Source organism: Nonomuraea sp. NPDC050227, from assembly GCF_044459705.1.
GTDB lineage: Bacteria > Actinomycetota > Actinomycetes > Streptosporangiales > Streptosporangiaceae > Nonomuraea.
The window spans coordinates 336,430-349,370 of the sequence record NZ_JBITJF010000007.1; the positions used below are offsets into that span (position 1 = coordinate 336,430).

Genomic DNA, 12,941 nt, shown 5'->3' on the forward strand with positions numbered 1-12,941 from the left:
ATGTCAACCCCCGTACTGGACAAACCCTCCCCCGCACGGCGGGACGGCCGCGTGGGCGGCGGCCTGCTGGATCCCCGGCAGCTCGTCAGGTCCCTTCCCGACGCGGTCAGGAAGCTGAACCCGGCCACGCTGTGGCGCAACCCCGTCATGCTGATCGTCGAGGTCGGCGCGGTGTTCACCACCGTCCTGGCGATCGTCGATCCGTCGTTCTTCGCCTGGGCGACCGTCGTGTGGCTGTGGCTGACCGTGATCTTCGCCAACCTGGCCGAGGCCGTCGCGGAAGGGCGCGGCAAGGCGCAGGCGGCGACGCTGCGCAAGGCCAAGACCGACACCAGGGCCCGCCGCCTGCGCGGCGACGCGGAAGGCGGGTGGGACACGGTCGGCGCGCCCGAGCTGCGGCAGGGCGACCTGGTGGTGGTCGAGGCCGGCGAGGTCATCCCCGGCGACGGCGACGTGGTCGAGGGCATCGCCTCGGTGGACGAGTCGGCCATCACCGGCGAGTCCGCGCCCGTCATCCGCGAGTCGGGCGGCGACCGCTCGGCGGTGACCGGCGGCACGAAGGTGCTCTCCGACCGGATCGTCGTCAGGATCACCCAGAAGCCCGGCGAGAGCTTCGTCGACCGCATGATCGCCCTGGTCGAGGGCGCCAACCGGCAGAAGACGCCCAACGAGATCGCGCTCAACATCCTGCTGGCCGCCCTGACGATCGTCTTCCTGGTCGCCACCGTCACCATGCAGCCGCTGGCCGTCTACTCCAAGCAGATCAACCCCGGCGTCCCCGACTCGCTCGCGCTCGACGCGAACGGCGTCACCGGCATCGTGCTGGTCTCGCTGCTGGTCTGCCTGATCCCCACCACGATCGGGGCGCTGCTGTCGGCCATCGGCATCGCCGGCATGGACCGTCTGGTGCAGCGCAACGTCCTGGCCATGTCCGGCCGCGCGGTCGAGGCGGCCGGTGACGTGTCCACGCTGCTGCTGGACAAGACCGGCACGATCACGCTGGGCAACCGGCAGGCGGCCGAGTTCGTGCCGGTGGACGGGGTCGGCGAGCGGGAGCTCGCCGAGGCCGCCCAGCTCTCCAGCCTCGCCGACGAGACCCCCGAGGGCCGCTCGGTCGTGGTGTTCGCCAAGGAGCGGTACGGCCTGCGCGAGCGCGAGATCCACGGCGCCGAATGGGTGCAGTTCACCGCCCAGACCCGCATGTCCGGCGTCAACCTGGACGGCCGCGAGGTCCGCAAGGGCGCGGCCACCGCGGTCATGAAGTGGGTGCGCGACAACGGCGGCCACCCCACCGACGACGTCGGCCACATCGTGGACGGCATCTCCGCCTCCGGCGGCACCCCGCTGGTCGTGGCCGAGCGGGGCCGCGTGCTCGGCGTCATCCACCTCAAGGACGTCGTCAAGCAGGGCATGCGCGAACGCTTCGACGAGATGCGCCGCATGGGCATCCGCACCGTCATGATCACCGGCGACAACCCGCTCACCGCCAAGGCCATCGCCGACGAGGCCGGTGTGGACGACTTCCTCGCCGAGGCCACCCCCGAGGACAAGCTGGCCCTGATCAGGAAGGAGCAGGAGGGCGGCCGCCTGGTCGCGATGACCGGCGACGGCACCAACGACGCCCCCGCCCTGGCCCAGTCGGACGTCGGCGTGGCCATGAACACCGGCACCTCGGCCGCCAAGGAGGCCGGGAACATGGTCGACCTGGACTCCAACCCGACCAAGCTCATCGAGATCGTCGAGATCGGCAAGCAGTTGCTGATCACGCGGGGCGCGCTGACCACGTTCTCGATCGCCAACGACATCGCGAAGTACTTCGCGATCATCCCGGCCATGTTCGCGGCCGTCTACCCGGGCCTGGACGCGCTCAACGTCATGCGCCTGTCCAGCCCCCAGTCCGCCATCCTGGCCGCGGTGATCTTCAACGCGCTGGTCATCGTCGCGCTGATCCCGCTGGCGCTCAGAGGCGTCCGGTACCGGCCGTCCAGCGCGTCCAAGCTGCTCTCGCGCAACCTGTACGTCTACGGCCTGGGCGGCATCGTCGCCCCCTTCATCGGCATCAAGCTCATCGACCTGCTGATCCAGTTCCTTCCGGGGATGTCATAAATGGAACGCCTGCCAAGCTGGGTCCGCCAGCACCTCGCCGCCCTGCGCGCCGTCGCCGTCCTGACCGCGCTGCTCGGCATCGTCTACCCGCTGGTCACCACCGGGGTCGCCCAGGCCCTGTTCAACGGGCGCGCCAACGGCTCGCTCGTCGAGAAGGACGGCAGGGCCGTGGGCAGCGCGCTCATCGGCCAGTCCTTCACCGACGCCGACGGCAAGCCGGTCAGGAAGTACTTCCAGTCCCGTCCGTCGGCGGCGGGCGACGGCTACGACCCGACCTCGTCCGGCGCGAGCAACCTCGGCCCCGAGGACGTCGTGGACACGCTGCCGGTCGCCGGCGAGGAGGGCCGGCAGTCGCTGCTCACCCAGGTCTGCGCCCGTTCCAGGGCGGCCGGCGAGCTGGAGGGCGTCAGCGGCGCCCGCCCGTACTGCACTCCGGACGGGGTCGGCGCGGTGCTCAAGGTCTTCCCCGACCGGGCCGTCAGCGTCAACCAGGCGTGCCCGGCCACCCCGTTCGTCGCGACCTATCAGGGCAGGCGGGTGGAGTGTGCCGAGCCGGGTGAGGACTACGCGGCCGGGCGCACCGTCCCGGTCCGGGGGGAGGCCGAGGCGAAGGTCCCGGCCGACGCGGTCACCGCCAGTGGCTCCGGGCTCGACCCGCACATCTCCGTCGCCTACGCCGAGCTCCAGGCGCGGCGCGTGGCCAGGGAGCGCGGCCTCGGCCAGGCCGAGGTCGAGCGGCTCATCAAGGAGCACACCACCGGCCGGGCCGTCGGCTTCATGGGCGAACCGGCCGTCAACGTGCTCGAACTCAACCTGGCGCTCGACCGCTCATGAGCAGGGGCCGCCTTCGGGTCTACCTCGGGGCGGCGCCCGGGGTCGGCAAGACGTACGCGATGCTCGGCGAGGGCCGCCGCGCGCGGGAACGCGGCCGGGACGTGGTCGTGGGCCTGGTCGAGACGCACGGCCGTCCCCGCACCGCCGCCCTCCTGGAGGGCCTGGAGATCATCCCGCGCCGGACCGTCGTCCACCGCGGGGCCACCTTCACCGAGCTGGACGTGGACGCCGTCATCGCCCGCCGGCCGAAGGTGGCGCTGATCGACGAGCTGGCCCACACCAACGTGCCCGGCTCGAAGAACGTCAAGCGCTGGCAGGACGTGGACGAGATCCTGGACGCCGGCATCGACGTCGTCTCCACGGTGAACATCCAGCACCTGGAGTCGGTCAACGACGTCGTCCAGGAGATCACCGGCGTGCCGCAGCGCGAGACCGTGCCCGACGAGGTGGTGCGCCGCGCCGACCAGATCGAGCTGGTGGACATGTCGCCGGAGGCGCTGCGCCGCCGCATGGCGCACGGCAACGTGTACGCGCCGGAGAAGGTCAGCGCCGCCATGTCCAACTACTTCCGCGTCGGCAACCTCACCGCGCTGCGCGAACTCGCGCTGCTGTGGGTGGCCGGCAAAGTGGACGACCAGCTCGACCGCTACCGCGCCGACCACGGCATCGCCACCACCTGGGAGACCCGCGAGCGGGTGGTGGTCGCCCTGACCGGCGGCCCCGAGGGCGACACGCTGGTCCGCCGGGCCGCCCGCATCGCCGCCCGCACCAAGGGCGCCGACCTGCTCGCGGTGCACGTCACCAGCGCCGACGGGCTGGCCGGCGCCGACCCGGCCAGCCTGGCCCGCCAGCGCACGCTGGTGGAGGACATGGGCGGCAGCTACCACCAGGTGGTCGGCGACGACGTCCCGCGGGCGCTGCTCGACTTCGCGCGCGGCGTCAACGCCACCCAGCTCGTCCTCGGCGCCTCGCGCAGGGGGCGGTTCGCGCAGATCTTCTCCCGGGGCGTCGGCGTGGAGACCACCGCCCGGTCCGGCTCGATCGACGTCCACATGATCACGCACGAGGAGGCCAAGCAGGGACGCCGCCGGCCCGCCCGCACGCGGGCCGCGCTCACCCGCACCCGGCGGGCGAGCGGCTGGGCGCTGTCGGTGGCCGGGATGCCGCTGCTGACGGCCGCGCTGGCGCCGTTCCGCGACATGTTGTCGCTGCCCAGCGAGATCCTGTTCTTCCTCTGCCTGACCGTCGGGGTGGCCCTGGTGGGCGGCATGTGGCCGGCCATCACCGCGGCCGTCGGCGGTTCGCTGCTGCTCAACTGGTTCTTCACCGCGCCGGTCGGCGAGTTCACCATCGCCGCCCCGGAGAACCTGTTCGCGCTGGTCGTGTTCGTGCTGGTGGCGGCGGCGGTGAGCACGATCGTGGACATCGCCGCCCGCCGGACGAGGGAGGCCGCGCGGGCCGGCGCCGACGCCGAGCTACTGTCCACCATGGCCGGTCACGTGCTGCGCGGCGAGGCCGCGGTGTCCTCGCTGCTGGAACGCATGCGCGAGACCTTCGGCCTGACCTCCGTCACCCTGCTGGAACGGCGGCCCGAGGCCGCGCGCGCGCCCGACCAGCACTCCGACCCGGACGCCTGGCGGATCGTCGCGACCTCCGGCGGCGCCCCCGCCACCTGCCCGGGACGGTCCGACACCGACGTCGTCATCGACGAGGAACTGGTCCTGGCCGCCAGGGGCGAGCCGCTGGAGGCCGCCGACCGCACGGTGCTGGAGGCGTTCGCCGCCGAGACCGCCGTCGCGCTGCGCCAGGAACGCCTGCAGCAGGAGGCCGAGCTCGCCCGCCCGCTCGCCGAGGCCGACCGGATGCGCACCGCGCTGCTGGCCGCCGTCAGCCACGACCTGCGCACGCCGCTCGCCTCCGCCAAGGCCGCCGTCGAGAGCCTGGGCAGCACCGAGGTCGCCTGGTCGGAACAGGACCGGTCCGAGCTGCTCGCCACCGCGAAGGAGTCGCTGGACAAGCTGGACCGGCTGGTGGCGAACCTGCTGGACATGAGCCGCCTGCAGGCCGGCGTGCTCGGGGTGAGCGCGCAGCCGCTGGCGCTCGAAGAGATCGTGCCGCGCGCCATCGACGATCTCGGCCCGCTGCGGGACCGCGTCGAAGGCGACGTCTCCGTCGAGCTGCCCGACGTGCTGGCCGATCCCGCGTTGCTGGAACGCGTCCTGGTCAACCTCATGTCCAACGCCGTGCGCTTCAGCCCGCCCGGCCAGACCGTGCTGGTCACCGCCAGCGGGCACGGCGACCACGTCGAGATCCGGGTGATGGATCGCGGCCCCGGCATCCCGCCGGAGGCGCACGACCGCGTCTTCCAGCCGTTCCAGCGGCTCGGCGATCGCGACAACCACTCCGGCGTCGGGCTCGGGCTCGCCCTGTCCCGCGGGCTCGCCGAGGCCATGGGCGGCACGCTCGTGCCCGACGAGACCCCCGGGGGCGGTCTCACCATGATCCTCACCCTGCCCGTCGCCGCCCCCGGACGGTGAGGCCCGGGGCTCCACGTCAGAGGGCGGCCAGGCCGAGCGCGAAGGCGGCGGCGCTGAGGATCATCAGCAGCAGCGACGGCAGGGTGTCCTTGGCGGCGTCGCGAGCCCTGAGGTGGGTGGCGACGGCGCCGGCCATGAGGAGCGCGAGGCCGGCCGCGGCCGCGACCCCGAGGACTTCGACCCACAGCCCGGCGACCAGTCCCACGGCTCCGAGGATCTCCAGCGCGCCGATGACCCGCATGAGCCCGGCCGACACCCCGAGCTTGCCCAGCTGGGCCGCCATAGCGTCCTTGCCGGTGAGCTTGGGGAAGCCGGCGCCGGCGAAGGCGAGAGCCAGCAGGAGGGACAGCACGACGATGGCGATGAACATGAACGCGAGCTCCTCGCGATAGAACATTCAATACTTCAGTGACTGAAGTATGTTCTACCAGAAGTTTTCTGCGCGACGCACCTAGGGGTCGGCGCAGCGACGGCGAGGAGGAGGAGGAGGAGGAGGCGGGTGGGCGATCGCCCGGAGGTCAGCGGCGGGGGCCGGTGGCCGACTGGGCCAGACGGAGCAGCGACAGCAGCGCGGTGCGCTGGTCGTCGTCGAGCACCGAGATGATCGGCGCCCGCTCGAAGAGGCGGGCCAGCAGGCGGCCGCGGAGCTCCTGGCCGGACTCGGTGAGAACGAGCCGCTTGGCCCTCCGGTCGGCCGGGTCAGGCTCCCGGCGCAGGAAACCGCACTGTTCGAGCGCGTCCGCGATGCCGGTCACGTGGGAGGGCTCGCAGTGCAGCTGGCCGGCTATCTGGCCCATGCGCAGCGGTTGCCCGAGCTGGAGCAGGGTGTGGGCCTGCGGCACGGTGAGACCGACCGCGGCGGCCGTCTCGTCGAAGTGCGCCCGCAGGGCGGCGTCTGCGGCGAACAGGCGTTCCACGATCTCCTGGCCCTCGGGATCCGGCCAATCGATCTCCAGCTCCGCCACGACTCCCCCGCTGCCCACACTGTTTCAGCTCTTGAACTATATGCCCGTCGTGCGCCGGCGGGCGCACCCCCAGGCGTCACACGGCGGCCGGTACGGCGGGCTCGGCCACGCGGTGCCGGCCGTCGGCCGCCCGGGACGCCCGCGACACCTGGGCCATCGCCAGGAAGGAGACCAGCAGGCAGGCGGCGCCCAGCGGCATGAGGTCCTTCTCCACGAACGGCACCATGACGTCGGCGACCACCAGGACGGGCGTCCACGCCTTGACGCGGCGCTGGACGGCGAGCTGGAGGACCAGGCCGATCTGGGCGACGAAGAACAACATCGGCCCGAAGTCGTAGACCACCTGCTGCACCCCGGGAACCGACTGGACCTGGTCGAAGAGCACGCCCATCGCGGCGTGGTCGGCCGAGCGGAACCCCACGACGATGTCGATGGAGAACTGGGCGATCAGCGTGGCGATGCCGACATATCCGGCTACGGCCAGCCCTGTCGCCAGCCGGCCGCGGCCGGCCAGCCTGCGCATCTCGTGGAAGGTCACGGCGAAGAACGCCAGGGCGCCGATGAAGGCCAGGTGCCCGGTCGTCCAGGCCGGGCCGGGACCGCGGCTGCCGTCCAGGCCGTCCAGGATGCGCAGGACGCCGTAGGCGAAGGTGAGCACGGGGGCGGCGACGAAGGCGATGCGGGGGTTCATCTCGTTGACTCCTTAGCGGTGATGACCTCCCCAATCCTGGTTTTCCGCGGCCTGCCGGACATCGCCGGAGCGGGCGAAGTCGCGTCTCGCTCTTGAGCGGGATGCGGTACCCCACCTCCCTCCTGAGAGGGATCATTCCCCGACCGGGCCGACGAGGCCGAGCTCGTAGGCGAGCACCGCCGCCTGGGTGCGGTCGCGGGCGCCGAGCTTGTCCAGGAGGTTGCCGACGTGCGTCTTGACCGTCTCCCTGGTGACGTGCAGCGCGGCGGCGATCTCCGCGTTGCTCCGCCCGAGCGCGATGTGCCGCAGGACGTCCAGCTCGCGCGGCGTCGGCTCGACGGGCAGGCGCCGGCGGGCGCTGCCCACGTGCGGCGCGGCGATGCGGCGCAGCGCGTCGGGGAAGAGCACCGCGTCGCGCCGGTGCACCAGGCGGACCGCCTCCACCAGCTCGCCGGCGGGCGAGCGTTTGAGCACGTAGCCGGCGGCTCCCGCGCGCAGGGCGCCCCAGACGAGCTGGTCGCTCTCGAACGTGGTGACCATGACGACGCGCGTGCTCGGCGAGCGGCGGGCCAGCTCCCGGGTCGCGGCCAGGCCGTCCATGACCGGCATGCGGATGTCCATCAGCACGACGTCCGCGCCGGCGCCGGCCGTGACCGCCGCTCGTCCGTCGGCGGCCTCGGCCGTCACCTCGATGTCGTCGTGCAGGGAGAGCATGGTCGCCCAGCCCGAGCGGATGAGCTGCTCGTCGTCGGCCAGGACGACCCGGATCACAGCGGCAGGCTCGCCCGGACGCGCCACGTTCCGCCCACCTCCTCCCAGGTGCACGTCCCGCCGGCGAGCCGGGCCCGCATGCGCATGCCGGTCAGGCCGCGCCCGGGCTCCCCCGGCCTGCTCAGGGTCGCGTTGTCCATGGTCAGGGTCAGTTCGGCGGCGGCGGCGACGGCGAGCGTGACCGGGCCGTGCCCGTACCGCAGGGCGTTGGTGAGCGCCTCCCTGGCGATCGCGAACGCGGCCCGCGAGGTCGCGGGCGACACCTTGCCGAGGTGGCCGACGCTGACCCGGACGTCGAGGCCGCGGGTGAGCGTGCCGAGCGCCTCCAGGGTGGGCGTCCGGCCGGCCGCGCCGTCGTCGAGCACGCCGAGCAGCACGTCGAGCTCCTGCTGGGCGTTGCGGGCGGTGGTCGTCAGGTGGCCGAGCGACTGGGCGGCGAGCTCGGGGGCGGCGCGACGCAGCGCCGCCTCGGTCGCCATGGCCTGCACCAGGACGACGCTGAGTGCGTGGCCGACGGAGTCGTGCAGCTCCAGGGCGAGCGACTGGCGGCGGTCCAGTTCGTCGATCAGCCGGGACGGCTCGGAACGCAGCAGCCGCCGCGCGACCCAGCGCTGGCCGAGCCCGGCGGCGACCATCGCGGCCAGCACGACGGCGGTGAGCAGCAGCACCTCGGCCACCTGGCCGGGCGCCGCCTGCCAGGCCCGCGGCAGCAGCCCGGGGGACAACGCCAGGACGGCCGCGCTGAGCGTCCCGCCGACGTACAGGTGCAGGCTGGTCAGGGCCACCAGGTAGAGGCGGTCACCGCGTTCGGGCACGTCCACGTCGAGCAGGTCCGACAGCGCGATCACCTCCAGGCGGCGGGTCAGCGGCAGCAGCGCGAGCAGCACCGAGGCGGGCAGGCACGCCGCCCACAGCGCCAGCAGGCGGCCCGGCGTCAGCTCGGCCAGGATCGGCAGGCCGAGCCCGGCGGCGACCGGAGCCAGCAGCGCGGCGCCCAGGAGCTGGTAGACCCCGGCCCGCGCGGCCTGGGCGAGAGGGCGTTTCACGTGGACCGACGTTAGCCGACGCCGCCGGGGCCGCACTCCCCCGCCGGGGGGAGGCAGGGCGGCCCGGTCGTTCCTAGCGTGAGCGCCATGACGAGAACTGATCGTTCGCGCGGCGCCGCGGCGCCGCTCCCCGTGGCCGCCGCGACCGCGGGATCGCCGGTGACCGGCGGGCGGCTGCGCACGGCGTGGCGGGCCGCCCACGCGCCGGTGGCCGGGGTGCCCCGCTGGGCGCGGATCGCCGCCTACGCCGTGCCGTTCACCGTGCTGCCGTCCAGCCTCTGGCGGTTGCCCGCGGCGTTCGACCGCGGGATCGGGCTCGGTGAACGGCTGTACGTCGTGTGCCTGTCGATCGTGTCGGAGCTGGCGGCGTTCACCGCCGTCGGGCTGGTGGCCGCGTGGGGTGAGCGGTTTCCCCGCTGGGTCCCCGGGTTGCCTGGCCGCAGGGTGCCGACGCCGGCCGCCGTCGTTCCGGCGGCGTCGGGCGCCGTGCTCCTGACGGTCCTGTGGACCGCGGCCTTCGTGACCCAGCTCGCCGGGGTGACCATGCGCGGCGAGCCGATCCCGCCGGACTTCCCCAGCCGGGCGGGCGGCTGGGAGGCCGCGATCTTCGCCGTCTGCTATCTTCCGCTCCTGCTGTGGGGGCCGCTGCTCGCCGCCGTCACCTACGCCTACCACCGGCGCCGGAACCCGCGACCCGGCGTGCCCGCGCTCAGTGGGCCAGGGCGGCGGTGAGGCGGTTGCTGAAGCGCGCGAGCAACCCGCTCTGGGACGTCTCGGAGACCATCCGGCCGACGAACGGGGGGATGCGCCAGTTGGCCGGGCTGCGCCGGGCCAGCCTGGACACCAGGTTGACGTGCGGGTAGCGGGCCCTTTCGTAGGCGCGCAGCCGTTGCGCCGGGTCGCCGCCCTTGGCCAGCTCGCGGCCGAGCACCCACACGTCCTCCAGGGTCTGGTTGGCGCCCTGTCCGAGGGTGGGGGGCATGAGGTGGGCGGCGTCGCCGAGCAGGGTGACGCGGCCCTTGCCCCACTCCCGGCGCACCTTCTGCCAGTGGTGGCCGAAGAAGTCGAGGTCGGCCTCCGACGCCTGGGCGAGCAGCTCGGGGACGGGCGACGCCCAGCGGCCGAAGCGGCGCCGCAGCTCGGCCAGGGGCGCGGCCGGGCGCGGCTCGCCAGGGGCCCAGCGCACGTCGAACCACCATTGGAGCTTGCCGTCACCGGCGGGGATGATCCCGCAGGCGCCTTCCTTACCGGTGATCATGAGGTGCAGGTGGGTGCGGGCGAGGTCGATGTCGATCCGGCTCAACGCCTGCCAGGTGCCGAACGTGGCCGTCCGGATGGGGACGTCGCCCCACAACTCGCGCCGGACGACCGAGTGGTGGCCGTCGGCGCCGATCAGCAGGTCGCCGGTGGCCGTCGAGCCGTCCTCGAAGGTCGCGGTCACCCGGTCGCCGTCCTGGGTCACGGTCCGGCAGGCCGTGCCGTAGCGGATCAGGTCGCCGGGCAGCCCGTCGGCCAGCCGTTCCAGCAGGAGACGGCGGGAGACCGACTTGTTGGGGAAACCGTAGAGCGCGGCCGCGTGGGCCATGTCGGAGGTGAGCCGCAGCCGGCCGTCCGCGGTCAGCGCGTCGATCCGGTCGAACCGGCCGCCGACGCCGTCAAGGGTGACACCGAGGTCGTGCAGCACCGCGGCGCCGTTGCTGAAGATGCTCAGCCCGGCGCCGCCCGTGCGCAGGGCGGTGGCCTGTTCGTAGATCCGCACCTGGTGGCCGGCGGCGAGCAGGCTGCGCGCGACGGCCAGGCCGCCCACGCCGGCGCCGATGACAACAACATCCATTTTATCTCCAAAACGAAGTTACTTCGATTCAAAGATACATCGCTGTGAAGTACATTGGGGCGAGTGACCGACAACCACCCAGAAGCGGACGTCTACCGCGAGTTCCTGATCGCGGTCATGCTGCACATCGAGGCCATCGCCGACCGGCTCGGCGTGCACCATGTGGACGTGGCCGCGCTCATCCTGCTGGAGATGCGCGGCCCTCTCCCGGTGGGGGCGATCTCGGAGGAGCTGGGGCTCCCGTCCGCGTCCGCGACCCGGCTCATCGACCGTCTGGAGAAGGCCGGCTACGTGCGGCGGGTACGCGGCGAACGCGACCGGCGCATGGTCACGGTGGAGCTGCTGGAGGGTGGCATGGCCGAGTACCACGCCACCCGCGTCACCTCCGAGCGGCACCTGGAGCAGATCCGCGGGCAGTTCACGCAGGAGCAGGTGCCGCTGATGCTGGGCCTCCTCGCCGGGGTCGCCCGCGCCTACCGCTCGGCCACCAGGGAGATCCGCGAGCAGTCCGACTGAGAGGCTGCTCGTGGGGTCAGGGCGTGTCGCCGGCAGTGTCGTCAGCGCGGTCGACCTCGTCGGCGAAGGCGAGGACCCGGGTGTTGACGCGGTCGGGGAACTCGCCGTTGAGTGCGTGGGAGGCGTCCGGCCACAACTCGACGACGCCCCGGGCGAGCAGGCGGCGGGCCCGCAGGGCGGCCTTGCGCGGGTTGTGGATGATGCTGCGCCCGGCGATCAGCGCGAGCACCGGCACGTCCAGCCCGGCCACCTGGTCGTCCGTGGGGTACGCAGGCGGCGGCAGGAACGCGGTGAAGTCCCGCATCCCGGCCGAGATGAGGTTGGCGACGGGCTCGTCGGCCGAGGCGTCGGCCCCGCCGGAGATCCAGCTCAGCAGCTTCCTGCGCCACGACTCGGGGAAGAACGGCACCACCGAGCCCAGCGAGAAGACGACGACCTTCCAGGTGATCCGGCCGAACAGGTTGGCGGGGTCGAGCACGCTCACCGAGGCGATCCGCTCCGGCACGCGCAGGGCCAGATAGAAGGCGCTCCACCCGCCGATGGACACCCCGAGGAGGTGGACCCGGGCGAGGCCGAGCCGGTCCAGCAGTTCGGCCAGCCAGGTCGCCTGGTCCTCCGCGCTCGTGAACGCCCGGGTCTGCACCGACAGGCCGGGCTCGCCGAGCAGGTCGACGGCGTAGACCGGCCGCCGGGCGACGAGGCCGGCCAGGTTCGCCTCCCACATCGGGGTGGCCGAGGTGCGCCCCGGCAGCAGCAGCAGCGGCACACCGTCGCCGCCGCCGAAACGGTAGACGCGGACGGTTCCGAAGCCGGTCACCACGTCGTGGGTCTGGCCGGGTTCGGGGAGCCGGGCCATGGCGTCGTCGTAGGCGCCGCGGTAGCGCGCGAAGGCGGGGGCGTCGCGGAAGTGGCCGAGCCGTCGTGCGCGGAACGCGGCTCCGATGTTGGGTTCCACAAGATCGTTCATGTGCGGGATCCTTCGTTCGCCCTTTGCGATACGATCGTATCGCAACAACGTCACGATACACTCGTATCGCGAAGAGGGGGAGGCCGTGCCGAAGCAGGTGGACCACGCGGCGCGGCGGGCCGAGATCGCCCATGCCGCGCTCAGGCTGTGCGCTCGCGACGGCCTGGCCGGCGTGAGCATCGGAGGGGTCGCCCAGGAGGCCGGCGTCTCCAAGGGGCTCGTGCAGCACTATTTCGCGGCGAAGGCCGACCTGATGCGCGCCAGCGCGCAGCTGCTCAGGCAGGAGATCGAAGGCCATCTCCGGGCGGCCCTGCGGGAGGCCGCCGGGCCGGCCGACACGCTGCGGCGCACGCTGCTCGCCGTCGTCGAGCTGGGCTCGCGCGCTCCCGTGCTGCTGCTGGCCGGGCACGCGTTCCTGGCCAGGGCCGTCGACGATCCCGACGTGCGCGAGCTGTACCGCGCGGGCGGCGACGCGGTGCACCGCGAGATCGCCGCGCTCGTGGCCGCCACCGCCGCGGACCCCGGCGTCGAGGCGGGCGCCGAGGCGCACGTGCTGCTCGCGCTCGCGCGCGGGCTGGCCGACGGGGTGCTGGTCGGGGAACTGGGCATCGCCGAGGCGACCGCCGTCCTCGACCACCAGCTCCGCCGGCTCGGCCGGCCGGCGGGCTCCTGAC

At 73.1% G+C, this 12,941-nt stretch carries 13 protein-coding genes; 6 read left to right on the forward strand and 7 right to left on the reverse strand.

Annotation, left to right across the window (positions count from 1 at the left end; translation table 11 throughout):
* The 3 genes from kdpB to ACIBK9_RS28150 are packed head-to-tail and all read left to right on the forward strand — an operon-like array spanning position 1 to position 5,477.
* Positions 1-2,106, forward strand: a complete 2,106-nt coding sequence (kdpB, locus tag ACIBK9_RS28140) for a potassium-transporting ATPase subunit KdpB (protein WP_397161935.1) — start codon at positions 1-3, stop codon at positions 2,104-2,106.
* Entirely contained in the window at positions 2,107-2,940 is an 834-nt protein-coding gene (locus ACIBK9_RS28145) for a potassium-transporting ATPase subunit C (RefSeq protein WP_397161936.1), read from the forward strand. It abuts the gene before it with no gap.
* A complete protein-coding gene (locus ACIBK9_RS28150; protein WP_397161937.1) occupies positions 2,937-5,477 on the forward strand; it encodes an ATP-binding protein in 2,541 nt (846 codons plus the stop codon). The genes ACIBK9_RS28145 and ACIBK9_RS28150 overlap by 4 nt, the downstream gene beginning before the upstream one ends.
* A 16-nt stretch (positions 5,478-5,493) precedes the next feature.
* Here ACIBK9_RS28150 and ACIBK9_RS28155 read toward each other — a convergent pair whose 3' ends face one another.
* The 5 genes from ACIBK9_RS28155 to ACIBK9_RS28175 form a co-directional block, all read right to left on the reverse strand.
* Positions 5,494-5,874, reverse strand: a complete 381-nt coding sequence (locus ACIBK9_RS28155; RefSeq protein ID WP_397161938.1) for a DoxX family protein — start codon at positions 5,872-5,874, stop codon at positions 5,494-5,496.
* A 121-nt stretch (positions 5,875-5,995) separates the two neighbouring features.
* On the reverse strand, positions 5,996-6,442 hold the full coding sequence (locus tag ACIBK9_RS28160; protein WP_397161939.1) for a MarR family winged helix-turn-helix transcriptional regulator: 447 nt from the start codon (positions 6,440-6,442) through the stop codon (positions 5,996-5,998).
* 76 nt (positions 6,443-6,518) lie between these two features.
* On the reverse strand, positions 6,519-7,133 hold the full coding sequence (locus ACIBK9_RS28165) for a hypothetical protein (protein WP_397161940.1): 615 nt from the start codon (positions 7,131-7,133) through the stop codon (positions 6,519-6,521).
* 132 nt (positions 7,134-7,265) lie between these two features.
* The gene (locus tag ACIBK9_RS28170; protein ID WP_397161941.1) at positions 7,266-7,904 is read right to left on the reverse strand and encodes a response regulator; all 639 of its coding nucleotides are present in this window, start codon (positions 7,902-7,904) and stop codon (positions 7,266-7,268) included.
* Complete coding sequence (locus tag ACIBK9_RS28175) at positions 7,901-8,950, reverse strand: sensor histidine kinase (RefSeq protein ID WP_397161942.1); 1,050 nt, start codon at positions 8,948-8,950, stop codon at positions 7,901-7,903. Before ACIBK9_RS28175 ends, ACIBK9_RS28170 begins: the two co-directional genes overlap by 4 nt.
* Before the next feature lie 87 nt (positions 8,951-9,037).
* On the opposite strand from ACIBK9_RS28175, the gene ACIBK9_RS28180 reads away from it, so the two are divergent.
* Positions 9,038-9,682, forward strand: coding sequence for a hypothetical protein (locus ACIBK9_RS28180; protein WP_397161943.1), 645 nt, complete (start codon positions 9,038-9,040; stop codon positions 9,680-9,682).
* Here the strand turns inward: ACIBK9_RS28180 and ACIBK9_RS28185 are convergent.
* Positions 9,660-10,784 (reverse strand): FAD-dependent oxidoreductase, encoded by a 1,125-nt coding sequence (locus ACIBK9_RS28185; RefSeq protein WP_397161944.1) that lies wholly within the window; start codon positions 10,782-10,784, stop codon positions 9,660-9,662. The genes ACIBK9_RS28180 and ACIBK9_RS28185 overlap by 23 nt on opposite strands.
* A 63-nt stretch (positions 10,785-10,847) precedes the next feature.
* On the opposite strand from ACIBK9_RS28185, the gene ACIBK9_RS28190 reads away from it, so the two are divergent.
* Complete coding sequence (locus ACIBK9_RS28190) at positions 10,848-11,300, forward strand: MarR family winged helix-turn-helix transcriptional regulator (protein ID WP_397161945.1); 453 nt, start codon at positions 10,848-10,850, stop codon at positions 11,298-11,300.
* A gap of 16 nt (positions 11,301-11,316) precedes the next feature.
* Here ACIBK9_RS28190 and ACIBK9_RS28195 read toward each other — a convergent pair whose 3' ends face one another.
* Positions 11,317-12,267: an alpha/beta fold hydrolase gene (locus tag ACIBK9_RS28195; protein WP_397161946.1), complete on the reverse strand. Its 951-nt coding sequence runs from the start codon at positions 12,265-12,267 to the stop codon at positions 11,317-11,319.
* Between the two features lie 85 nt (positions 12,268-12,352).
* On the opposite strand from ACIBK9_RS28195, the gene ACIBK9_RS28200 reads away from it, so the two are divergent.
* Positions 12,353-12,940: a TetR/AcrR family transcriptional regulator gene (locus tag ACIBK9_RS28200; protein ID WP_397161947.1), complete on the forward strand. Its 588-nt coding sequence runs from the start codon at positions 12,353-12,355 to the stop codon at positions 12,938-12,940.
* Position 12,941: the final 1 nt, after the last annotated feature.